Genomic DNA, 20415 nt, shown 5'->3' with positions numbered 1-20415 from the left:
CGCACCGCGTGCCCCGCGAGAGGAACACCTCATGCCCGACCTCAGATTCGACGACCGCGTAGCCGTGATCACCGGCGCCGGCCGGGGGCTGGGGCGCGCCTACGCCCTGCTGCTCGGCTCGAAGGGAGCGAAGGTCGTCGTCAACGACCCCGGCGGGAGCCTGACCGGGGACGGCGGCGACACCGGTCCCGCGGACGAGGTGGTCCGGGAGATCACGGCGGCCGGTGGTGAGGCCGTCGCGTGCACCGAGTCCGTGGCGACGGCCGAGGGCGGCCGGGCGATCGTCGAGTCGGCGCTCGACCACTACGGCCGGATCGACGTCCTCGTCCACAACGCCGGCATCGTCCGTCCGGCGCCGCTGACCGAGATGACGTACGAGGACTTCGACGCCGTCCTGGACGTCCATCTGCGGGGCGCCTTCCATGTCGTACGGCCCGCGTTCCCGCTGATGCGCGAGGCGGGTTACGGCCGCGTGGTACTGACCTCGTCGATCGGCGGCCTGTACGGCAACCACCGCGTCGCGGGCTACGCCATGGCCAAGGCCGGGATGATCGGGCTGTCCAACGTGGTCGCCCTGGAGGGCGCCGCCGAGGGCGTGAAGTGCAACGTCGTCGTCCCCGGCGCCGTGACGAGGATGGCCGAGGGCATCGACACCTCGGCCTATCCGCCGATGGGACCGGAGCTGACGGCTCCGGTCGTCGGCTGGCTGGCCCACGAGTCCTGCTCGATCACCGGGGAGATGCTGGTGTCGATCGCCGGCCGGGTGGCGCGGGCCTTCGTGGGCGAGACCCCGGGCGTGTACCGGCCCTCGTGGTCGATCGAGCAGGTCGGCGAGGAGCTCGCCGCCATCCGCGACACGAAAGACCCCTGGATCCTGCCGGTCGTCCCCTCGGCCCATGTCGATCACATCCGCAACAGCTTCGCGATGGCCAGGCACAGTGAAGGGGTAACACGGTGACAAAAGTCTTCGCACGCATTCTCGAACTCTTCGAGGCCGAGGGCATCAACACCCTCTTCGGCATACCCGACCCGAACTTCGTCCACATGTTCCACCTCGCGGAGGAACGCGGGTGGAACGTGGTCGCCCCGCACCATGAGGAGTCCGCCGGTTTCATGGCGGAGGCGGTCTCGCGCATGACCGGAAAGGCCGCGGTGTGCGTCGGCACGCTGGGCCCGGGGGTCGCCAACCTGGCCGGAGCCATGATGTGCGCCAAGGTCGAGAACTCACCGGTCGTCTTCCTCGGCGGTCAGCGCGCACGGATCACGGAGCAACGGGTGCGCCGCGGACGCATCCAGTTCGTCAAGCAGGCCGCCCTGTTCGAACCCTCGGTCAAGTATTGCGCCAGCATCGAGTACGCCGACCAGACCGACGAGGTCATCCGCGAGGGCCTGCGCAAGGCACTGTCGGGGACACCGGGCCCGGTCTACATCGAATACCCCTCCCATGTGATCCAGGAAGACCTCGACGTACCCCCGGCGTTGCCGCCCGAGGCCTATCGCCTGGTCGGCCAGACCGCCGGTCCGGACAAGGTCGCCGAGGCCGTCGCGTTCATCCGCGCGGCGAAGCAGCCGATTCTCCTCGTGGGGCACGGAGTTCACACCTCCCGTGCGGGGGAGTCGGTCAGGGCGCTCGCCGAGGCGATGGCCTGCCCCGTCATCCAGACGTCGGGCGGTACTTCGTACATCGCGGGGCTCGAGGACCGTACGTTCCCCTACGGCTTCTCGGCGGCGGCGATCGACGCGGTGGTGAGGTCCGACCTGTGTCTGGCCATCGGGACCGAACTCGGCGAGCCGGTCCACTACGGACGCGGGCGGCACTGGGTCGCGAACGAGGCGAACCGCAGGTGGATCCTCGTCGAGCAGGATCCCCAGGCCGTCGGCGTGAACCGTTCGGTCGACGTCCCGCTCGTGGGTGACCTGCGGGCGGTCGTCCCGCAGCTCGTCGACGCGATCGAGGACACACCGCGCACGCCTTCCCCCGAGCTCGCGGGCTGGATCAAGCAGGACGCGGCCCAACTGGCGGAACTCGCGGAGACGGCCCCTTCCGGCATGTCGCCCGTTCATCCCGCACGACTGATCGTCGAGGCGACCAAGGTGTTCCCGAAGGACGGCATCATGGTCCGCGACGGCGGCGCCACGACCATCTTCGGCTGGACGTATTCGCAGGCCAAGCCCCATGACGTGATGTGGAACCAGAACTTCGGCCACCTGGGGACGGGACTTCCGTACGCGATCGGCGCCTCGGTGGCGGAGGGCGGCGAGCGGCCCCTGATGCTGATCACCGGGGACTCGTCGTTCCAGTTCCACATCGCCGAACTGGAAACGGCCGCACGCCTGAACCTGCCGCTCGTCTGCGTCGTCGGCGTCGACTACGCCTGGGGCCTCGAAGTGGGCGTCTACAAGCGCACCTTCGGCCAGGGGTCGCTGGAGACGGGCGTGCACTGGAGCAAGAGCACGCGCCTGGACAAGGTCGCCGAAGGATTCGGCTGCCACGGCGAGTACGTCGAACGCGACGAGGACATCGCCCCCGCCATCAAGCGCGCCTACGCCAGTGGCAGGCCGGGAGTCGTGCACGTCGCGGTCGATCCCAAGGCGAATTCGGAAGAGATGCCGAGCTACGACGAGTTCCGGACCTGGTACGCGGAAGGGACGCAGTGATCATGCGGGAGTATGCGAAGTTCTACATCGGCGGCCGGTGGACCGATCCGGCCGGGGCGGGGACCTTCGAGGTCGTGAATCCCGCGACCGAGGAGGTCTGCGGCAAGGTGGCCCTCGGTTCGGCGGCCGACGTCGACCGGGCGGTCGCGGCGGCCCGGCGGGCCTTCCCCGACTGGTCCACGACCACGGGCAAGGAGCGGGTCGAGGTGCTCCAGAACGTCCTCGACGTGTACCAGAAGCGGGCCGGTGACCTCGCCGCGGCGCTGACCGAGGAAATGGGCGCGCCGGCCGCGCTCGCGGGCGGCTTCCAAGTGGGCCTCGGAGCCGGGCATCTGACCACGGTGATCGCGGTGCTGAAGGACTTCGTGTTCGAGGAGCGGCGCGGCGCCACGCTGGTCGTGAAGGAGCCGATCGGTGTCTGCGGTCTGATCACACCGTGGAACTGGCCCATGAACCAGATAGCGGTGAAGGTGTTCCCGGCGCTGGCGACGGGCTGCACCATGGTGCTCAAGCCCTCGGAGAAGTCCCCCTTCACCGGGCAGATCTTCGCCGAGATCCTGGATGCCGCGGGTGTCCCGGCCGGTGTGTTCAACCTCGTGCAGGGCGACGGCCCCGGCGTGGGGGTGCCGCTCGCGGGCCACGCGGACGTCGACATGATCTCCTTCACCGGTTCGACGCGTGCGGGTATCGACATCGCGCGGAACGCGGCGCCCACGGTCAAGAGGGTGACCCAGGAACTGGGCGGCAAGAGCCCCAACATCGTCCTCGACGACGAGGCCTTCGCCGAGAACGTCGGCAAGGGCGTGACCAACATGATGGGCAATTCCGGGCAGACGTGCAGCGCGCCCTCGCGCCTGCTCGTCCCCGCCGCCCGGATGGACGAAGCCATCGCCATCGCCCGGGAGACCGCGTCGGGGATCACCGTGGGCGACCCCCACGGCGACTTCGCGATGGGTCCGGTGGTCTCGGGGGCCCAGTTCGAGAGGATCCAGGCGCTGATCCAGAAGGGCATCGACGAGGGCGCCACCCTGGTGGCCGGTGGCACGGGACGCCCGAACGGGCTGGAGAAGGGCTACTACGTGAAGCCCACCGTCTTCGCCCGCGTCACGAACGACATGACCGTCGCCCGTGAGGAGATCTTCGGGCCGGTGGTGACGATCCTCGGCTACGACAGCGTCGACCACGCCGTCGAGATCGCGAACGACACGGAGTACGGCCTCGCCGGCTATGTGGCGGGCGCGGACCTGGAGAAGGCGCGTGCCGTGGCGCGTCGCATCCGGGCGGGATGGGTCGCGATCAACGACGCGTTCGACTTCGGCTGTCCGTTCGGCGGGTACAAGAAGAGCGGGAACGGGCGGGAGTGGGGCGAGTTCGGCTTCCACGACTATCTGGAGACCAAGGGAATTCTCGGCTACGCGCCTGAGGCGGCCTCGTCGGGCTGACGAGGCCGCCTCACGGAGCGGACATCCGGGTGCCGGCGGATGCGGGCGGGGGTGCCGGACGGGTCAGGCGCCGCAGGAGCGCAGGAACTTGCGGGTGCGTACGGCGATCGGGAGCGGCTTGTCCGGCTCGCAGGGGTACATGTCCTGCTCGACGATGGCGAACAGCTCCACCCCGAGACGCTGGGCGGCCACCAGTACCGGCTCCAACTCCGGCACGCCGGACGGGGGTTCGCACATCACACCGCGCTGGACGGCGGGTCCGAACGGCACCTCGTTCTTGACGACGTCGGCGAGGATCGCCGGGTCGACCTGCTTGAGGTGCAGATAGCCGATGCGCTCGCCGTACGTCTCGATGAGCTTGACGCTGTCGCCGCCGCAGTAGGCGTAATGCCCGGTGTCCAGGCACAGGTTGACGAGGTCGGAGTCGGTGGAGTCGAGGAAGCGTTCGACGTGGTCCTCGGTGTCGATGTGCGTGTCCGCGTGCGGGTGGACGACGATGTCGAGGCCGTACGCTTCCTTGACCTCGTGGCCCAGCCGTTCCATGCCCTTGGTCAGGTGGGCCCACTGCTCGGCGGTCAGCTCCGGCGGCTCGATGATCTCGGCGGTCTTGTCGTCCCGCCAGAAGGAGGGGATGACCACCAGATGCCGCGCGCCCATCGCCTGGGTGAGCGCGGCGACCTCGCTGACGTGTTCCCAGGTGGAGTCCCAGACGGACGGGCCGCGGTGCAGCCCGGTGAAGACCGTACCGGCCGACACCTTCAGGTCGCGCTTGTCGATCTCGGCGGTGAGCCGGGCCGGGTCGGTCGGCAGATAGCCGTAGGGGCCGAGTTCGATCCAGGAGTAGCCCGCCTCGGACACCTCGTCCAGGAAGCGTTCCCAGGGCACCTGCTGGGGGTCGTCGGGGAACCAGACGCCCCAGGAGTCCGGCGCGGAACCGACCCGGATCCGGTCCAGGGGAGCGGTCATGTCAGGAGGTCCCTTCGGGGGAGGCCGTCACGGGTGCTTTGAGGTCCTCCGCTTCGGGGAGTTCGTCGACGTCGACGCCGCGGACCTGGGCGAGTTCGTGCTTGAGCGCGGCGAGTTCGGCGCCGCCGGCCATGTGGTTGGTGAGTTCTTCCAGGCTGACCTCGCTGCGGGCGGCGCTGAGTTCGAGGGTGCCCAGGCGCAGCACGCTGAAGTGGTCGCCGACCATGTAGGCGTGGTGGGGGTTGTGGGTGATGAAGATGACGCCGAGGCCGCGGTCGCGGGCGGCGGCGATGTACTTGAGGACGACGCCGGACTGCTTGACGCCGAGGGCGGCGGTGGGTTCGTCGAGGATGAGGACGCGGGCGCCGAAGTAGACGGCGCGGGCGATGGCCACGGACTGGCGCTGGCCGCCGGAGAGGGTGCCGATGGGCTGGTCGAGGTCGTCGAGGACGATGCCCATGTTGCGCAGTTCCTCGTCGGCGGTCTTCTTCATGCGGTCGATGTCGAGACGCTGGATGGGCCAGGGGCCCTTGGTCATCTCGGAGCCGAGGAAGAAGTTGCGCCACACCGGCATGAGCGGGACGGTGGCGAGGTCCTGGTAGACGGTGGCGATGCCCTTGTCGAGGGCTTCGCGGGGGGTGGAGAAGCGTACCGGGGCGCCGTCGACGAGGAACTCGCCCTCGGTGTGCTGGTGCAGGCCGGAGATGATTTTGATGAGGGTGGACTTGCCGGCGCCGTTGTCGCCGAGGACGCAGGTCACCTGGCCGGGGTGGACGGCGAGGGAGACTCCGTGCAGGGCGCGGATGTTGCCGTAGGCCTTGCCCGCGGCGCGCAGTTCGACGATCGGGGCGGTGCCGTCCTGGGGCGGGGCGTCCGGGAGGATGGCGCCGGCGGGTCCGGATCCGTTGGTTGTCATGGGTCGCTTCACCTCCGGGTCGCCGCGCGGCGGACCCACAGATTGATGAGCGTGGCGCCGAGCAGCATCACGCCGAGGAAGGCCTTGAACCAGTCGGGGTTCCAGCCCGCGTAGACGATGCCCTGGTTGACCATGCCGAACATGAAGGCGCCGAAGACCGGGCCGATCGCGGAGCCGTAGCCCCCGGTGAGCAGACAGCCGCCGATCACGGCCGCGGCGATGTAGATCAGCTCCTGGCCGACGCCCTCGCCGGACTGCACGGTGTTGAAGGAGAACAGCTGGTGCATGCCGATGAACCAGGCGCCGAAGCCGACGAGCATGAACAGCGTGATCTTGGTGAAGGTGACCGGTACGCCGACCGCGCGGGCGCTGTCCGGGTTGCCGCCGACGGCGAAGATCCAGTTGCCGTACTTGGTGCGCAGCAGGACCCAGGTGGCGATGGCGGCGAATACCAGCCACCACACGATGGTGATCTTCACCTCGACGCCGCCGACGTCGAACGAGGACGCGAAGATCTTCTTCGCCTGGTCGAAGCCGTCCATGGTGCTGATGTCGTCGGTCGCGACGTTGCCGGTGACCAGCTTGGTCACGGCGAGGTTGACGCCTTGCAGGATCAGGAAGGTGCCGAGCGTGACCAGGAAGCTCGGTAGCCCGGTCTTGACCATCATCCAGCCGTTGAACGCGCCGACCGCCAGCGAGACGATGAGCGCGACGATCACGCCCACCCAGACGTTCATGGTCAGTTGGTAGCTGATCATGCTCGCGGTGAGCGCCGAGGTGATCACCGCGACGCCGGCCGAGAGGTCGAACTCGCCGCCGATCATCAGCAGGGCCACGGGCAGCGCCATGATCCCGATGGTCGACGACTGGTAGAGCACGGTCGCCATCGAGCTGCCGGAGCGCACCGAGGGCGCCGCGATCAGGAAGAAGACGAACACGGCCACGGCGCCGAGGAAGACGCCCACCTCGGGCCGGGCGAGCAGCCGCAGCGTCACAGAGCGCTGCGCGGTCCGGCCGTCGGTCTCCTTGGGGCCGGAGGCCGGCGGTGTGGTCACCGCCGGCTCAGCCTGCTGGGCCATGCTCATCACCGGGTACCCTTCGCGGCGAACTGCGCGACGGCGTCGACGTTGGACTTGTCGACGAAGGCCGGACCCGTCAGGATCGGCTGCTCGCCACCGCCGCTGTAGTTGCCGTTCGTCTTGTAGAGCCACAGCGAGTCGACGGCCAAGTAGCCCTGCAGGTAGGGCTGCTGGTCGACCGCGAACTGGATCGTGCCCTTGCTGATGGCGCTGGTCAGTTGCTTGTTGAGGTCGAACGTGGCGACCTTCGCCTTGCTGCCGGCTTCGTCCACCGACTGCACCGCGGTCAGGGCGTACGGGGCGCCGAGGGCGACGACGTAGTCGATCGCGCTGTCCTGCTTGAGCTTGGCGATGATCGTCGACTTCACGGACGGCATGTCGGTGCCGTTGACGTACAGGGTCTCCGTCTTACCGCTGAAGGTCTTCTTCACGCCGTCGCAGCGCTGGGTGAGTCCGATGTTGCCCTGCTCCTGGATCACACAGACGGCCGTCTTCGCGCCTTCCGAGTTCAGCCTCTTGCCGAGCGCCTCACCCGCCACCGTCTCGTCCTGCCCGAAGAACTCCATCAGGCCCAGCTTCTTCCAGTCGCTGACACCCGAGTTGAGGCCGACCACGGGGATCTTGGCCGCGGTCGCCTTGCTCACGACGTCCTTCATGGCGTCCGGCTTGGCGAGGGTGATCGCGATGCCGTCGACCTTCTGGTCGACGGCGTTCTGGACCAGGTTGGCCTGATTGCCCGCGACCGGGTCGGCGGAGTAGACCAGCTTGACGTTGTCCTTGGCGGCCGCGGCCTCGGCGCCCTTGCGGACGATGTCCCAGAACGTGTCGCCGGGTGCCTGGTGGGTGACCAGCGCGATGGTCATGCGGGGAGTGCTGGCCTTGCCGGCCGACACCGCCGCCCCGCTCTCCTCCGCCTTCTTTCCGCCGGAGCCGCTGGAACAGCCGGCTATCAGCAGCATGGATACTGCCGCGGTCGCGACGAGGGGGGCGATTCTGCGGGTACGGGGGTGAAACGTGCGGTCCATCTTTCCAGCACCTCACTGTGCGACAGGGGAAAGGGAACGGGACGGCGCCGGGGCGCTGGGCCCGTACGGGACCCGGACGTGTCGTCCGGGTCATGTGCGGTGACGCGGCTGCTTCGTTGGGACGGGATACAAGTCCCTGGCGCACCCCCCTGTCAAGACTTTGTTAAGACATCATTTCCTGAGCAGGTCCGAATGTCAGTACAAAGTCTTGACAGGGGGTGGTCGTGGGTCCTACACCTAAGAGGCACCGGGCGCCCCGTCGCCCGCATCCCACGCATCAGGAGCGACACGCATGCCTGAGTCCGCTGAACCCTTCGACGCCGCGTCCCTCGACGTCATCACCATGGGACGCATCGGCGTCGATCTGTATCCCCTGCAGACGGGTGTGCCGCTCGCGCAGGTCGAGTCCTTCGGAAAGTTCCTCGGCGGTTCGGCGGCCAACGTCGCGGTGGCCGCCGCACGCCTGGGCCGGTCCACCGCGGTGATCACCCGCACCGGACAGGACCCCTTCGGCGCCTATCTCCACCAGGCGCTCAAGGAGTTCGGCGTCGACGACCGCTGGGTCACCCCCGTCGACGCCTACCCCACGCCGATCACGTTCTGCGAGATCTTCCCGCCGGACGACTTCCCGCTCTACTTCTACCGGCGGCCCAAGGCGCCCGACCTGGAGATCCGGACCGACGAGCTGGACTTCTTCGCGATCCGCGCGTCCCGCATCTTCTGGATCACCGGCACCGGCCTGAGCGAGGAGCCCAGCCGCTCGGCCACGCTCGCCGCGCTGAAGACGCGCGCCAAGTCCGGCACCACCGTCTTCGACCTCGACTGGCGGCCCATGTTCTGGACGGACCCGGACGAGGCACGCCCGTACTACGCCGAGGCGCTGCGGCACGCCACCGTCGCCGTCGGCAACCTCGACGAGTGCGAGATCGCCACCGGCGTACGCGAACCCCGAGCCTGCGCCGAAGCCCTGCTCGCGGCCGGCGTGGAACTCGCCGTCGTCAAACAGGGCCCCAAGGGAGTCCTGGCCGTCCACCGCGACGGCACCGTCGCCGAGGTCCCGCCGGTCCCGGTGGAGGTCGTCAACGGCCTCGGCGCCGGAGACGCGTTCGGCGGCTCGCTCTGCCACGGGCTGCTGTCCGGCTGGGAGCTGGAGAAGACCATCCGGTACGCCAACGCGGCCGGCGCGCTCGTCGCCTCCCGTCTCGCCTGCTCCTCCGCGATGCCCACCGAGTCCGAGGTCGAGGACCTCCTCGCGCGCGGCTGACCGACGCCACCCCCTGAACAGGAGCCTGTCTTGAGCATCAGCATCCCCGACCTCGCCACGGTGCGCGCCCGGCACCCGGAGGCCATCGCCGAAGCGGCCGCCCGCCGGGTCCGCCGCCCGCTGATCGGCGACAGCGGCCGTCTGATGGTCGTGGCCGCGGACCACCCGGCGCGTGGCGCCCTCGGCGTCGGCGAGCACCGCCTGGCCATGGCCAACCGCGCCGACCTCCTCGAACGCCTCTGCGTCGCGCTGTCCCGGCCCGGGGTGGACGGGGTGCTCGCCACCGCCGACATCCTGGAGGACCTGCTGCTCCTGGGCGTTCTGGAGAACAAGGTCGTGATGGGCTCCATGAACCGCGGCGGGCTGTCCGGCGCCTCCTTCGAGATGGACGACCGCTTCACCGGCCATCGCGCCGAGGACATCGAGCGGCTCCGCTTCGACGCCGGAAAGCTGCTGGTGCGCATCGACTACGACGACCCGGGCTCCCTCGAGACCCTGGAGACCACCGCGCGCGCCATCGACGACATGGCCGCCCGCCGACTGCCGTTGTTCGTCGAGCCGTTCATATCCCGCCGGGTGGACGGCAAGGTCCGCAACGACCTGAGCGCCGAGGCCGTCACCCGGTCCATCGCCATCGCCTCCGGCCTCGGCGGCACCTCGGCCTACACCTGGCTCAAGCTCCCGGTCACCGACGACCCCGACGACATGGCCGAGGTGCTGGAGGCCTCCACCCTGCCCGCCGTACTGCTCGGCGGCGAGGTCGGTGGCGACCAGGAGGGCGCGTACGAGAAATGGCGCAAAGCCCTGCGGCTGCCCACCGTCCAGGGCATGGTCGTCGGCCGCTCGCTGCTCTACCCCGCCGAGGGCAGCGTGGAGACCGCGGTGGACACCGCGGTCGGCCTGCTCTGACTCGCCCCGCCGACTCGCCGCCTCTCGAAGGCCCGCTCTGATTCCCGTAGAGGAGCCACTTCCGATGACCACCACGCACCATCTGCCCGCGGGCAAGGCCGCCGCCGACGCCTACGCCGTGGACGTCACCCCCGAGTCGGCCGGTTGGGGCCACTCCAGCCTGCGGGTGCTCGAACTGCCCGCCGGTGGCTGGCACGCCTTCGACACCGGCGACAGCGAGTGGATCGTGGTCCCGCTCGCGGGCGGTTGCACCGTCGCCGTCGGCGGTGACACGTTCCGGCTCACCGGGCGCGAGAGCGTCTTCAGCGGGGTGAGCGACTTCGCGTACGTGCCCCGCGACGCCCAGGTCTCGATCGCCTCGCGCGACGGCGGCCGGTTCGCGCTCACCGGCGCCCGCTGCACCCGCCGACTGCCCGCCCGCTACGGGCCCGCCTCCTCCGTGCCGGTCGAACTGCGCGGCACCGGCACCTGCTCCCGCCAGGTCAACAACTTCGGCGCGGCAGGCGTCTTCGAGTGCGACAAGCTGATCGCCGTCGAGGTGATCACCCCCGGCGGCAACTGGTCCTCCTTCCCGCCGCACAAGCACGACGAACACCGGCCCGGCGAGGAGTCCGAACTCGAGGAGATCTACTACTTCGAGTTCGCCCCGCACGAGGGCACGCCCGGCCTCGGCTACCAGCGCGTCTCGCCCTCGGGCCACGGCGCCAACACCGATGTGCTGGCCGAGGTGCGCGACGGCGACGTCGTCCTCATCCCCGACGGCTGGCACGGGCCGTCCATGGCCGTGCCCGGCCACGACATGTACTACCTCAACGTCATGGCGGGCCCCGGCACCGACCGCGCCTGGCTGATCTGCGACCACCCCGACCACGCCTGGATCCGCGACACCTGGCCGGAGCGGCCGGTCGACCCCCGCCTGCCCCTCTACACCGCCCCCGAGAGGTCCTGATGAGCACCACCACCCGTCGCCTGACGACAGCCCAGGCGCTGGTGCGCTTCCTGTCCGCGCAGTACAGCGAGCGCGACGGCGTACGCCACCGGCTGATCGCCGGCACCTGGGGCATCTTCGGCCACGGCAATGTGGCGGGCATCGGCCAGGCCCTCCTGGAGGCCGGCGAGGACACCATGCCCTTCCACCAGGGCCGCAACGAACAGTCCATGGTGCACGCGGCGGTCGGCTACGCCCGGCAGCTCAACCGCCTCTCCGCCCAGGCCGTGACCACGTCCATCGGCCCCGGCGCCACCAACCTCGTCACCGGCGCCGCCCTCGCGACGATCAACCGCCTGCCCGTACTGCTGCTGCCCGGCGACTACTTCGCGACGCGCTCCGCCGACCCCCTGCTCCAGCAGCTGGAACACCCCGTCGAGGCGGATGTCTCCGTCAACGACACACTGCGCCCGGTCTCCCGCTACTTCGACCGGATCACCCGCCCGGAGATGCTGATCCCGGCCGCGCTGAACGCGATGAGGGTGCTGGCCGACCCGGCCGACACCGGCGCCGTCACCCTCGCCCTGCCGCAGGACGTGCAGGCGGAGGCCTACGACTGGCCGGAGGAGTTCTTCGCCGAGCGCGTCTGGCACGTACGCCGTCCCGCCGCCGATCCGTTCGAACTCGCCGAAGCCGTACGGGCGATCCGCGCCGCCGAGCGCCCCCTGATCGTCGCCGGCGGGGGAGTGCACCACAGCGAGGCCGAGGCGGCGCTCAAGGCCCTCGTCGACGCCACCGGCATCCCGGTCGCCTCAACCCAGGCGGGCAAGGGCTCGCTGCGCCACGACCACCCCGCCGACCTCGGCGGCATCGGCCACACCGGCACCGCGGTCAGCGACGAGATCGCCCGCACCGCCGACCTGATCATCGGGGTCGGTACCCGCTACACGGACTTCACCACCGCCTCGAACACGCTGTTCCAGCGGCCGGGCGTGCGCTTCGTCAACCTCAACATCACCGCCTTCGACGCCCACAAGCTCGCCGCCCGGCCGCTGGTCGCGGACGCGCGGACCGGGCTCGAGGCACTGGCGGAGGGACTGTCGGGCCACCGGGTCGACGCGGGGTACGAGGCCGAGTACCGCGCGGGCAAGGCGCGTTGGGAGGAGGTCGTCGAGGCCGCCTACCGGGCGGAGGACTCCGCGGTGCCCACCCAGACGCAGGTCCTCGGCGCCCTGGACGCCGTCGTCGGCGACGACGACGTGGTCATCAACGCGGCCGGCTCGCTCCCCGGTGATCTGCACAAGCTGTGGCGGGCGCGCGGCCCGCGCCAGTACCACCTGGAGTACGGCTACTCCTGCATGGGCTACGAGATCCCCGCCGGTATCGGAGTCCAGCAGGCCGCCCCCGGCACGCCCGTCTGGTCGCTGGTCGGCGACGGCACCTATCTGATGATGCCCACCGAGATCGTCACCGCCGTCCAGGAGGGCCTGCCCGTCAACCTGGTCCTGATCCAGAACCACGGTTACGCCTCCATCGGCGGCCTGTCCGAGGAGGTCGGAGCCGAGCGCTTCGGCACCGCCTACCGCTACCGCGCCGCCGACGGCACGTTCTCCGGAGCCCCGCTCCCGGTGGACCTCGCCGCCAACGCCGCCAGCCTCGGCATGGACGTCATCCGCGCCAAGACCGTACGGGAACTGCGCGACGGCCTGGCCGCCGCGCGCGCCTCGGACCGGCCGACCTGCGTCTACGTCGAGACCGACCCGACGCCCACCGCACCGCCCGCCGAGGCCTGGTGGGACGTGCCCGTCGCGGAAGTCGCCTCCCGCGACGCCGCGTCGGCCGCCCGTGAGCGGTACGACGGCCACGCCGCCGCCCGCCGTCGCCACCTCTGACCCCGACTTCTTCCCCCCGCCAGCGAAAGGCCCCCGCACCATGAAGACCATCACGCACTGGATCGGCGGCAAGCCCGTCGAGTCCGTGTCCGGACGCTTCGGTTCCGTCTACAACCCGGCCACCGGCGCCCAGGAGAAGCAGGTCGGCTTCGCCTCGGTCGACGAGGTGGACGCCGCCGTCGCCAACGCCAAGTCGGCGTACGAGAGCTGGGGCAGCGTCTCGCTCGCCAAGCGCACGGCGATCCTCTTCAAGTACCGCGAACTGCTCGACGCGCACCGCGACGAGATCGCCGAACTGATCACAGCCGAGCACGGCAAGGTGCACTCGGACGCGCTCGGCGAGGTCGCCCGCGGCATGGAGATCGTCGAACTGGCCTGCGGCATCGCCGACAAGCTCAAGGGCGAGCTGTCCACGCAGGTCTCGACCCGGGTCGACGTGGCCTCGATCCGGCAGCCGCTGGGCGTCGTCGCCGGCATCACGCCGTTCAACTTCCCGGCCATGGTGCCGATGTGGATGTTCCCGCTGGCCATCGCCTGCGGCAACACCTTCGTGCTCAAGCCGAGCGAGAAGGACCCCTCGGCCTCCTTCCGGCTGGCCGAGCTGGCCTCCGAGGCCGGACTGCCGGACGGCGTGCTGAACATCGTGCAGGGCGACAAGGTCGCCGTCGACCGCCTCCTGGAGCACCCGGACGTCGTCGCGGTCTCCTTCGTCGGCTCCACGCCCATCGCCAAGTACATCCAGCTCAAGGGTGTCGAGCACGACAAGCGCGTACAGGCCCTCGGCGGTGCCAAGAACCACATGCTCGTCCTGCCCGACGCCGACCTGGACTTCGCCGCCGACCAGGCGATCAACGCCGCCTACGGCTCGGCCGGCGAGCGCTGCATGGCGGTCTCGGTCGTGGTCGCGGTCGGCGACACCGGCGACGAACTGGTCGGCAAGATCGCCGAGCGGGCGAAGGCCCTGCGCATCGGCCCCGGCAACGACCCGGCCTCCGAGATGGGCCCGCTGATCACGCGCGAGCACCGCGACAAGGTGGCGTCGTACGTCGCCGGTGCGGCGGCCCAGGGCGCCGAGGTCGTCGTCGACGGCACCGGCTACTCCGTCGAAGGCCACGAGGACGGCTTCTTCATCGGTGTCTCGCTGCTCGACAAGGTCCCGGTGACGGCGGACGCGTACAAGGACGAGATCTTCGGCCCGGTGCTGTGCGTCGTGCGCGCCGACACCTACGAGGAGGCCATCAAGCTGATCAACAGCTCCCGCTGGGGCAACGGCACCGCGATCTTCACCCGGGACGGCGGCGCGGCCCGCCGCTTCCAGCTGGAGGTCCAGGCGGGCATGGTCGGCATCAACGTGCCGATCCCGGTGCCCGTCGGCTACCACTCCTTCGGTGGCTGGAAGGACTCCCTCTTCGGCGACCTGCACATCTACGGCAACGACGGCATCGCCTTCTACACCCAGGGCAAGGTGATCACCACCCGTTGGCCCGACCCGTCCGACGCGGGCATCAACCTCGGCTTCCCCAGCCACTCCTGACTCGCAGTGGCGGCCGGTGCGGCGACAGATCTCCTCCGTCCCCGCACCGGCCGTCCTCAGGACCGACCGTCAGGACGATGCGATGGCAAGGGTTCCCGTCCGCCGGACCGCCCGATTCCCACGAGCGGCGACCGCCGCTGCGCCCGTGGGCCTCGACTTCACGCTGGACCGCAACAGCCCCGTCCCGCTCTACTACCAGCTCGCGCAACAGCTGGAGAGCGCCATCCAGCGTGGTGCGCTGAGCCCGGGCAGCCTGCTGGGCAACGAGGTCGAGCTCGCGGGACGCCTCGGCCTGTCCCGCCCCACCGTCCGTCAGGGCATCCAGACCCTGGTCGACAAGGGGTTCCTGGTCCGCCGCCGGGGCGTGGGTACCCAGGTGGTGCACAGCCAGGTCAAACGCCCACTGGAGCTCAGCAGCCTCTACGACGACCTGGAGAACGCCGGACAGCGCCCCACGACCCAGGTGCTGCACAACGCCCTCGAACCGGCGTCCGCCGACGTCGCGGCCGCCCTGGGCATCGCCGAGGGCGGCGCGGTACACCGTGTGGAGCGGCTGCGCCTCACCCACGGTCGGCCCGTGGCGGCCCTGTGCAACTACATCCCCGAAGGGCTGCTGGACGTCGACACCGCCCGCCTGGAGTCGACCGGCCTGTACCGCATGATGCGTGCCGCCGGGATCAGCCTGCACAGCGCCCGCCAGACCGTGGGCGCCCGCGCCGCCTCGCCGGAGGAGGCCGAGCGGCTGGACGAACCGGCGGGCGCCGCCCTGCTCACCATGCAGCGCACGGCCTACGCCGACACCGGCCGCGCGGTCGAGTACGGCACCCACATCTACCGATCCTCGCGATACGCCTTCGAGTTCCAGCTGCTGCTTCGCACATGAACGCCGCGACCGACGCGCGGGCGCTCACCCGCCCGTCACTCCCCGGCGTCGCGGCGGGCCCGGTCGCGGCGGCGCAGCAGGAGGAAGCCACCCGCGAGGGCGGCGACGCCGGTGGCGGCGGTCCAGGCCGACAGGCCGGAGGAACCGGTGGCGGCCAGGTCGCCGCCGCTCCCACCCAGGGGGCTCGCCGCGGAGGAGGGCGTGACGGACGGACCGGCGGATCCGTTGCCTGAGGGCGACACACCGGACGCGACGGCGGTCGGCGCCGCCGACGCCTGGACGGCGGTGGCCCGCGGCCGGGTGAACGCCAGTGTGCCGAAGCCGAGTTGGTCGAAACCGCCGCTGTTGGGGCCGTAGTCCCCGCCGCCGCCCTCGGGCGCGAACCGGGCCGCGATCTTCGTGAGGTAGGGCGCGTCCAGCCCCCGGCGCCCGGTGTAGTGGTTGGTGATCATGGCCCAGATCGGCCGGGCCATGGCCGGATCGACGGCCGCCGCCGCGGACGCGGTCTCCGAGCCCGACCAGATGCCGGGTGCGCCCTTCTTACGGGTGTACGAGGTGTAGGGCACGTCCCCGCCCAGGCTCCACTTGGCGACGTACTGGGCGCCCTTGAGGAATCGGCTGTCGTCATAGCCGTACAGGTCGATGCCCTGGTTCCAGGCCATCTCGCAGATGGTGCCCATCAGGCCGACGCCCAGCAGGGCATGACCCTGGTCGCGGCCGGCCTCGACCCATTCGGCGAGGCCGTCGGCGTACACGACCGGGATGGCGTTCTTGACGGAGCCCATCCCCGCGCCGTGCTTGAAGTACTCGACGGCGCGGTCGACCTTCGCGCGGTCGTCGCACAGGATGCCGATGGCGAGGACCGAGGCGATGTTCGTCAGGTCCCAGTTGGCCCAGTAGTTGGTGATGTAGGAGCCGTTGTGGTGCGCGAGGAAGTCCTCGCTCAGCGGGTGGAAGACGTCGAGCATCATCTTCTGGAATCGGGCCAGTTCGAAGCCGTCGTGGCCGCGGACGAGCTCGGCGGCATTGGCGAACTGGTAGCCGTAGAGGCCCGAGGCGAGGAACCGGTCGGCGCTGCCGTCGAGCCTGGTCAGCTTGGCCGACCAGGCGTTGAGGATGTCGCGGGCGGTGTCGGCGTGCGCGGTGATGCCGGTGATGTGCCAGCGCAGGGCGTTCTGGTAGGCCGCGTGGATGTCGTGGTAGAGCGTGGCGTAGTTCTCGGGCGTGCCCGAGCCGCGGTAGACGGTCGCCTGGGGGTTGGCCGTCCAGGTGCTCTGGGCATGCCGGTTGGCCGTCAGCCTGGCGAAGCCGGCCGCGTAGGGCTCCGCGCCGGCCTTCACCTCGGCCGCCATACGGCGCAGATCGGCCCGGGTGTGCAGCATTCCGGGGTGCGCGAAGACACCGCCCGCCGCCGCTGCCGGGGCCGCCGCGACGGCGGTGCCGGCAGCGGCGGCGCCCGCGGCCGCACCGGCGATCTTCAGCATGTTCCGGCGACTGATCTGTACTGTCACTGACTTGGTTCCTTAGCGCTCGGTGCCTGGCGATGCCTACGCACAGGAGACGCCGTGGAACGCGGCCGATAACAGAAAGTCGCGGCAGCCGTCCTTCATGGACGCGCGATGACGGATCCGACCACCGCGACCGTCACGTCATGCCAGGGACACCCACGAGCCCCGCTCGGCGGAACGGGACATCGCGTCCAGCGCGGCCGCGCTGTGCACCGCGTCGACCAGCGTCGCGCCATGCGAGGTGTTCTCGGCGATCGAGCGCAGGAAGTTGTGCGCCTCGATGACCTTGAGGTCGTCGTAGCCCATGCTGTTCGCGGAGCCCGGCTGGAAGGCCGCGTACTCGCCGTGTCCGGGGCCGACGTACACCGTGCTGACGGGCTGGTCCTGGTACGACGTACCCCTGCTGACGCCCAGTTCGCCCATGCGCCGGAAGTCCCAGAAGACCGCGCCCTTGGTGCCGTGCACCTCGAAGCCGTAGTTGTTCTGCTCGCCCACCGAGACCCGGCAGGCCTCCAGAACGCCCCGCGCGCCGGAGGCGAAGCGCAGCAGGCAGTTGACATAGTCCTCGTTCTCCACCGGGCCCAGATCGCCGCCCGCCGCGCGGGTGTGACCGGCGGTGGCGCCGCTCGGGCGGGCCCGCTGGGGCAGGAAGATCGCGGTGTCGGCGGTCAGCGCCTCGATCTCGCCGAGCAGGAAGCGCGCCAGGTCGACGCCGTGCGAGGCCAGGTCGCCGAGGACTCCGCTGCCGCCGCGCTCCCGCTCGTAGCGCCAGGTCAGGGCGCCCTCCGGATGGGCCGCGTAGTCGCTGAACAGCCGGATGCGGACATGCGTGACGGTGCCGATCTCGCCGGAGGCGATCAGTTCGCGGGCGGCGGCGACGGCGGGCGCATTGCGGTAGTTGAAGCCGACCGTGCCCTGGACCCCGGCCTTGGTGACCGCGTCCGACACGGCGCGGGCGTCCTCGGCGGTCAGGCCCACCGGCTTCTCGATCCAGATGTGCTTGCCCGCCTCGGCCATGGCGAGGCCGATCTCGCGGTGCAGGAAGTTCGGCGCGGCGATGCTCACCGCCTGGACCCGGGGATCGGCGGCCACCTCGCGCCAGTCGCGGTGGGCGGCCGTGAAACCGTACCGGGCCGCGGCCTCCTCCGCCCTGCCGGGCACCTCGTCCGCGACGGCGACCAGTTCGGGGCGCAGGGACAGCTCCGGGAAATGGTGGGACACGCGGGCGTACGCCTGGGTGTGCACCCGTCCCATCCAGCCGAACCCCACGACGGCAACGCCGAGCGAACGCACCATGACTGCCCCTCTTTGGACCGGTCCAACAAGTTCCCGGCTCACAGTGAAGGCTGCTGCAGTGTGTGTCAACCCCTTTGACAAGCTCACCCGCCGTATGGAACGGTCCAGAAATGGAGCCACGCAGACCATGAGAGCACCGACGATTCGTGACGTCGCCGAACGGGCCGGAGTGTCGAAGTCTCTGGTCTCCCTCGTGCTGCGCGGCTCCGACCAGGTCCGTGACGAGAAGCGGCAGGCCGTGCTGGCCGCCGTCGAGGAGCTCGGCTACCGGCCCAACGCGGCGGCGCGCAGCCTCAGCGAGCGGCGCACCCGTACGGTAGGGGTGCTCCTCAACGACATGCGCAACCCCTGGTTCGTGGAGCTGCTGGACGGTCTGAACTCCCGGCTGCACGACTCCGGTCTGCACATGCTGCTCGCCGACGGCCATCTCAACCGGCGTCTCGGCGAGGACCTCACCCGCACCTTCGTGGACCTGCGGGTCGACGGTCTGATCGCCGTCGGCACCCTGCCGGCCGCCGAAGCGCTGCGGGCGGCGGCCGGGCAGATCCCCACCGTGGTCGCGGGCGCCCGGGAGCCCGAGCTGCCCGGTGTCGACGTCGTCGCCAACGACGACGAGCGCGGCGCCCGCCTGGCCACCGAGCATCTCATCGGCCTCGGCCACCGCCGTATCGCGCACATCGCGGGGCAGGGGATGGTCGGCGAACTGCGACGCCGCAGCTTCGAGGCGGTCATGCGCGAACACGGACTGGCCGCGGAGGCGGTCGTGGAGCAGGGCGACCTGACCGAGGAGGGCGGCTACCGTGCCACGGTCCGGCTGCTCAGCGCCCCCGAACGGCCCACCGCCGTCTTCGCGTTCAACGACATCGCCTGTGTCGGCGCCCTGTCGGCCGCCGAGGAACTCGGCCTCCAGGTGCCGCGCGACCTCTCCCTCGTCGGCTACGACAACACCTACCTCGCACGGCTGCGGCACCTGTGGCTCACCACCGTGGACAGCGCCGGGCACGACGTCGGGCGCCGTGCCGCGCAGCGTCTGCTCGACCGGATCGCCGACCCCGCCCGCCCGGGCGAGCTCGTCCTCACCACCCCGGCGCTCGAGGTCCGCGGCACGACAGCACCCGTGCGGGGTTAGGGCCTGTCCGGCGGATCAAGTCGGAAGGAAGCGGCGGTGCGTCATAAGTAGAGGTGAGCGGGGCTTTGCGTGCAGCTGCAAGGCGGAGGAGGGAGTCGACGCGATGGGGGTCCCCCCGCTCTGGGGGTACCTCCCAGGCCCTTAAGGCACTGGGGGAGAAGTCGAGAGTGGGGGAGTCGGCAACCGACGACAACGCCGCTGGGGGTACCCCCTCTGGGGGAGGGCGTGCCAAGCCCCGCGTCTGCGGCATGATCCGCCGGACAGGCCCTGGGGCCCGTCCGACTTCCTGCTCCGCGAGGAGGTCATCTCCGCTTCCGACCCGGACACGGCCACCGTCGTCATGGAGCTCCCGCGACGTCCGCGCGCCGGGCGCGCCCGCCGGACTCGGGCCGCGCCGTCCCACACGGTCCCACCGGGGAGCCGCTGCCCGTCCGGACCCGGCCGCCGAGCAGGCCGGTCAGGAGGGCGTCGGTGGCCGGGGCCAGCAGCTGTCGGCCGTCGGGGGACGACTCCAGGCCGACGACCAGGGCCAGACAGATGTCGGCGGCTTCGGCGGGATCGACACCGGTCGGGGTGGCCACCTCGGCGAAGAGGCTGATCAGCAGGCGCCGCAACTCCCCGACGAACGTGTGGCAGATGTCCCCGAACAACCGGGCCTTCTCGTCGAGGAGTTCGGCCGTGTGGGGGGAGTCGCCGGCCAGCTGGAGCACCAGGTCGAGCTTGGCGGCCAGAACGCCCCGGACGCGCTCGGCGTGCGGGGCGCCGCACTCGGCTGCCGCCTCCCGGGCCCGGCCGAGCGCCCGCTCGTGCAGACGCCCGGCGAGCAGACGGAAGGCGTCGTCCTTGCCGCGGACGTACTGGTAGACCGCCGACCGGGACACGCCCATGGCGGAGGCGATGTCGTCCATCGTCGTGCGCCGTACGCCGTACCTGGTCAGGCAGTCGTAGGCGGCGTCGAGGACCTCATCGAGCCGGTCGGTGGCCAT

General features: G+C 70.5%; 17 protein-coding genes. 10 read left to right on the top strand and 7 right to left on the bottom strand.

Features of this window, described 5'->3' with window-relative positions; genetic code table 11:
- Positions 1 to 31: 31 nt before the first annotated feature.
- Genes OG568_RS06090 through OG568_RS06080 form a run of 3 tightly spaced genes read left to right on the top strand, consistent with a single transcriptional unit; the run spans position 32 to position 4100 of the window.
- Positions 32 to 958: an SDR family NAD(P)-dependent oxidoreductase gene (locus OG568_RS06090; protein WP_329530621.1), complete on the top strand. Its 927-nt coding sequence runs from the start codon at positions 32 to 34 to the stop codon at positions 956 to 958.
- A complete protein-coding gene (locus OG568_RS06085; protein ID WP_329530620.1) occupies positions 955 to 2658 on the top strand; it encodes a thiamine pyrophosphate-binding protein in 1704 nt (567 codons plus the stop codon). The genes OG568_RS06090 and OG568_RS06085 overlap by 4 nt, the downstream gene beginning before the upstream one ends.
- 2 nt (positions 2659 to 2660) lie before the next feature.
- A complete protein-coding gene (locus OG568_RS06080) occupies positions 2661 to 4100 on the top strand; it encodes an aldehyde dehydrogenase family protein (RefSeq protein ID WP_329530619.1) in 1440 nt (479 codons plus the stop codon).
- A 63-nt stretch (positions 4101 to 4163) separates the two neighbouring features.
- Here OG568_RS06080 and OG568_RS06075 read toward each other — a convergent pair whose 3' ends face one another.
- Genes OG568_RS06075 through OG568_RS06060 form a run of 4 tightly spaced genes read right to left on the bottom strand, consistent with a single transcriptional unit; the run spans position 4164 to position 8086 of the window.
- On the bottom strand, positions 4164 to 5066 hold the full coding sequence (locus tag OG568_RS06075; protein WP_266425418.1) for a sugar phosphate isomerase/epimerase family protein: 903 nt from the start codon (positions 5064 to 5066) through the stop codon (positions 4164 to 4166).
- 1 nt (position 5067) lies between these two features.
- The gene (locus OG568_RS06070; RefSeq protein ID WP_329530618.1) at positions 5068 to 5982 is read right to left on the bottom strand and encodes an ATP-binding cassette domain-containing protein; all 915 of its coding nucleotides are present in this window, start codon (positions 5980 to 5982) and stop codon (positions 5068 to 5070) included.
- 8 nt (positions 5983 to 5990) lie between these two features.
- Positions 5991 to 7067 (bottom strand): ABC transporter permease, encoded by a 1077-nt coding sequence (locus tag OG568_RS06065; protein ID WP_266589037.1) that lies wholly within the window; start codon positions 7065 to 7067, stop codon positions 5991 to 5993.
- Entirely contained in the window at positions 7067 to 8086 is a 1020-nt protein-coding gene (locus OG568_RS06060) for a sugar ABC transporter substrate-binding protein (RefSeq protein WP_329530617.1), read from the bottom strand. The genes OG568_RS06065 and OG568_RS06060 overlap by 1 nt, the downstream gene beginning before the upstream one ends.
- A gap of 292 nt (positions 8087 to 8378) precedes the next feature.
- Here OG568_RS06060 and iolC point away from each other — a divergent pair, with 292 nt between their 5' ends.
- From iolC to OG568_RS06030, 6 genes are all read left to right on the top strand, one after another.
- A complete protein-coding gene (gene iolC / locus OG568_RS06055; protein WP_266589041.1) occupies positions 8379 to 9350 on the top strand; it encodes a 5-dehydro-2-deoxygluconokinase in 972 nt (323 codons plus the stop codon).
- A gap of 30 nt (positions 9351 to 9380) precedes the next feature.
- Complete coding sequence (locus OG568_RS06050; protein WP_266589043.1) at positions 9381 to 10259, top strand: Cgl0159 family (beta/alpha)8-fold protein; 879 nt, start codon at positions 9381 to 9383, stop codon at positions 10257 to 10259.
- Between the two features lie 64 nt (positions 10260 to 10323).
- Entirely contained in the window at positions 10324 to 11208 is an 885-nt protein-coding gene (iolB, locus tag OG568_RS06045) for a 5-deoxy-glucuronate isomerase (protein WP_266589045.1), read from the top strand.
- Positions 11208 to 13079 (top strand): 3D-(3,5/4)-trihydroxycyclohexane-1,2-dione acylhydrolase (decyclizing), encoded by a 1872-nt coding sequence (gene iolD / locus OG568_RS06040; RefSeq protein ID WP_329530616.1) that lies wholly within the window; start codon positions 11208 to 11210, stop codon positions 13077 to 13079. Before iolB ends, iolD begins: the two co-directional genes overlap by 1 nt.
- Before the next feature lie 40 nt (positions 13080 to 13119).
- Positions 13120 to 14613, top strand: a complete 1494-nt coding sequence (locus tag OG568_RS06035; protein WP_329530615.1) for a CoA-acylating methylmalonate-semialdehyde dehydrogenase — start codon at positions 13120 to 13122, stop codon at positions 14611 to 14613.
- A gap of 82 nt (positions 14614 to 14695) precedes the next feature.
- Complete coding sequence (locus OG568_RS06030; protein WP_329530614.1) at positions 14696 to 15496, top strand: GntR family transcriptional regulator; 801 nt, start codon at positions 14696 to 14698, stop codon at positions 15494 to 15496.
- Positions 15497 to 15531: 35 nt separating this feature from the next.
- On the opposite strand, the gene OG568_RS06025 is transcribed toward OG568_RS06030, so the two are convergent.
- Entirely contained in the window at positions 15532 to 16980 is a 1449-nt protein-coding gene (locus OG568_RS06025; RefSeq protein WP_329536272.1) for an alginate lyase family protein, read from the bottom strand.
- Between the two features lie 165 nt (positions 16981 to 17145).
- Positions 17146 to 18300 (bottom strand): Gfo/Idh/MocA family protein, encoded by a 1155-nt coding sequence (locus OG568_RS06020; RefSeq protein WP_329530613.1) that lies wholly within the window; start codon positions 18298 to 18300, stop codon positions 17146 to 17148.
- 127 nt (positions 18301 to 18427) lie between these two features.
- Between OG568_RS06020 and OG568_RS06015 the strand changes: the two genes are divergently transcribed.
- A complete protein-coding gene (locus OG568_RS06015) occupies positions 18428 to 19429 on the top strand; it encodes a LacI family DNA-binding transcriptional regulator (RefSeq protein WP_329530612.1) in 1002 nt (333 codons plus the stop codon).
- Between the two features lie 338 nt (positions 19430 to 19767).
- Here OG568_RS06015 and OG568_RS06010 read toward each other — a convergent pair whose 3' ends face one another.
- Complete coding sequence (locus OG568_RS06010; protein ID WP_329530611.1) at positions 19768 to 20415, bottom strand: TetR/AcrR family transcriptional regulator; 648 nt, start codon at positions 20413 to 20415, stop codon at positions 19768 to 19770.

Origin of the sequence: Streptomyces sp. NBC_01450, assembly GCF_036227505.1 — a bacterium.
Lineage (GTDB): Bacteria > Actinomycetota > Actinomycetes > Streptomycetales > Streptomycetaceae > Streptomyces.
This window is presented reverse-complemented; position numbering and strand designations above follow the sequence as displayed.

Bases quoted from the DNA above. Each gene is read 5' to 3' on its own strand.
- OG568_RS06090 (WP_329530621.1), top strand. From the start codon at position 32: ATGCCCGACCTCAGATTCGACGACCGCGTAGCCGTGATCACCGGCGCC.
- OG568_RS06080 (WP_329530619.1), top strand. From the start codon at position 2,661: ATGCGGGAGTATGCGAAGTTCTACATCGGCGGCCGGTGGACCGATCCG.
- OG568_RS06075 (WP_266425418.1), bottom strand. From the start codon at position 5,066: ATGACCGCTCCCCTGGACCGGATCCGGGTCGGTTCCGCGCCGGACTCC.
- OG568_RS06070 (WP_329530618.1), bottom strand. From the start codon at position 5,982: ATGACAACCAACGGATCCGGACCCGCCGGCGCCATCCTCCCGGACGCC.
- OG568_RS06065 (WP_266589037.1), bottom strand. From the start codon at position 7,067: ATGAGCATGGCCCAGCAGGCTGAGCCGGCGGTGACCACACCGCCGGCC.
- OG568_RS06060 (WP_329530617.1), bottom strand. From the start codon at position 8,086: ATGGACCGCACGTTTCACCCCCGTACCCGCAGAATCGCCCCCCTCGTC.
- iolC (WP_266589041.1), top strand. From the start codon at position 8,379: ATGCCTGAGTCCGCTGAACCCTTCGACGCCGCGTCCCTCGACGTCATC.
- iolB (WP_266589045.1), top strand. From the start codon at position 10,324: ATGACCACCACGCACCATCTGCCCGCGGGCAAGGCCGCCGCCGACGCC.
- iolD (WP_329530616.1), top strand. From the start codon at position 11,208: ATGAGCACCACCACCCGTCGCCTGACGACAGCCCAGGCGCTGGTGCGC.
- OG568_RS06035 (WP_329530615.1), top strand. From the start codon at position 13,120: ATGAAGACCATCACGCACTGGATCGGCGGCAAGCCCGTCGAGTCCGTG.
- OG568_RS06030 (WP_329530614.1), top strand. From the start codon at position 14,696: ATGGCAAGGGTTCCCGTCCGCCGGACCGCCCGATTCCCACGAGCGGCG.
- OG568_RS06025 (WP_329536272.1), bottom strand. From the start codon at position 16,980: ATGCTGAAGATCGCCGGTGCGGCCGCGGGCGCCGCCGCTGCCGGCACC.
- OG568_RS06020 (WP_329530613.1), bottom strand. From the start codon at position 18,300: ATGGTGCGTTCGCTCGGCGTTGCCGTCGTGGGGTTCGGCTGGATGGGA.
- OG568_RS06015 (WP_329530612.1), top strand. From the start codon at position 18,428: ATGAGAGCACCGACGATTCGTGACGTCGCCGAACGGGCCGGAGTGTCG.
- OG568_RS06010 (WP_329530611.1), bottom strand. From the start codon at position 20,415: ATGGCCACCGACCGGCTCGATGAGGTCCTCGACGCCGCCTACGACTGC.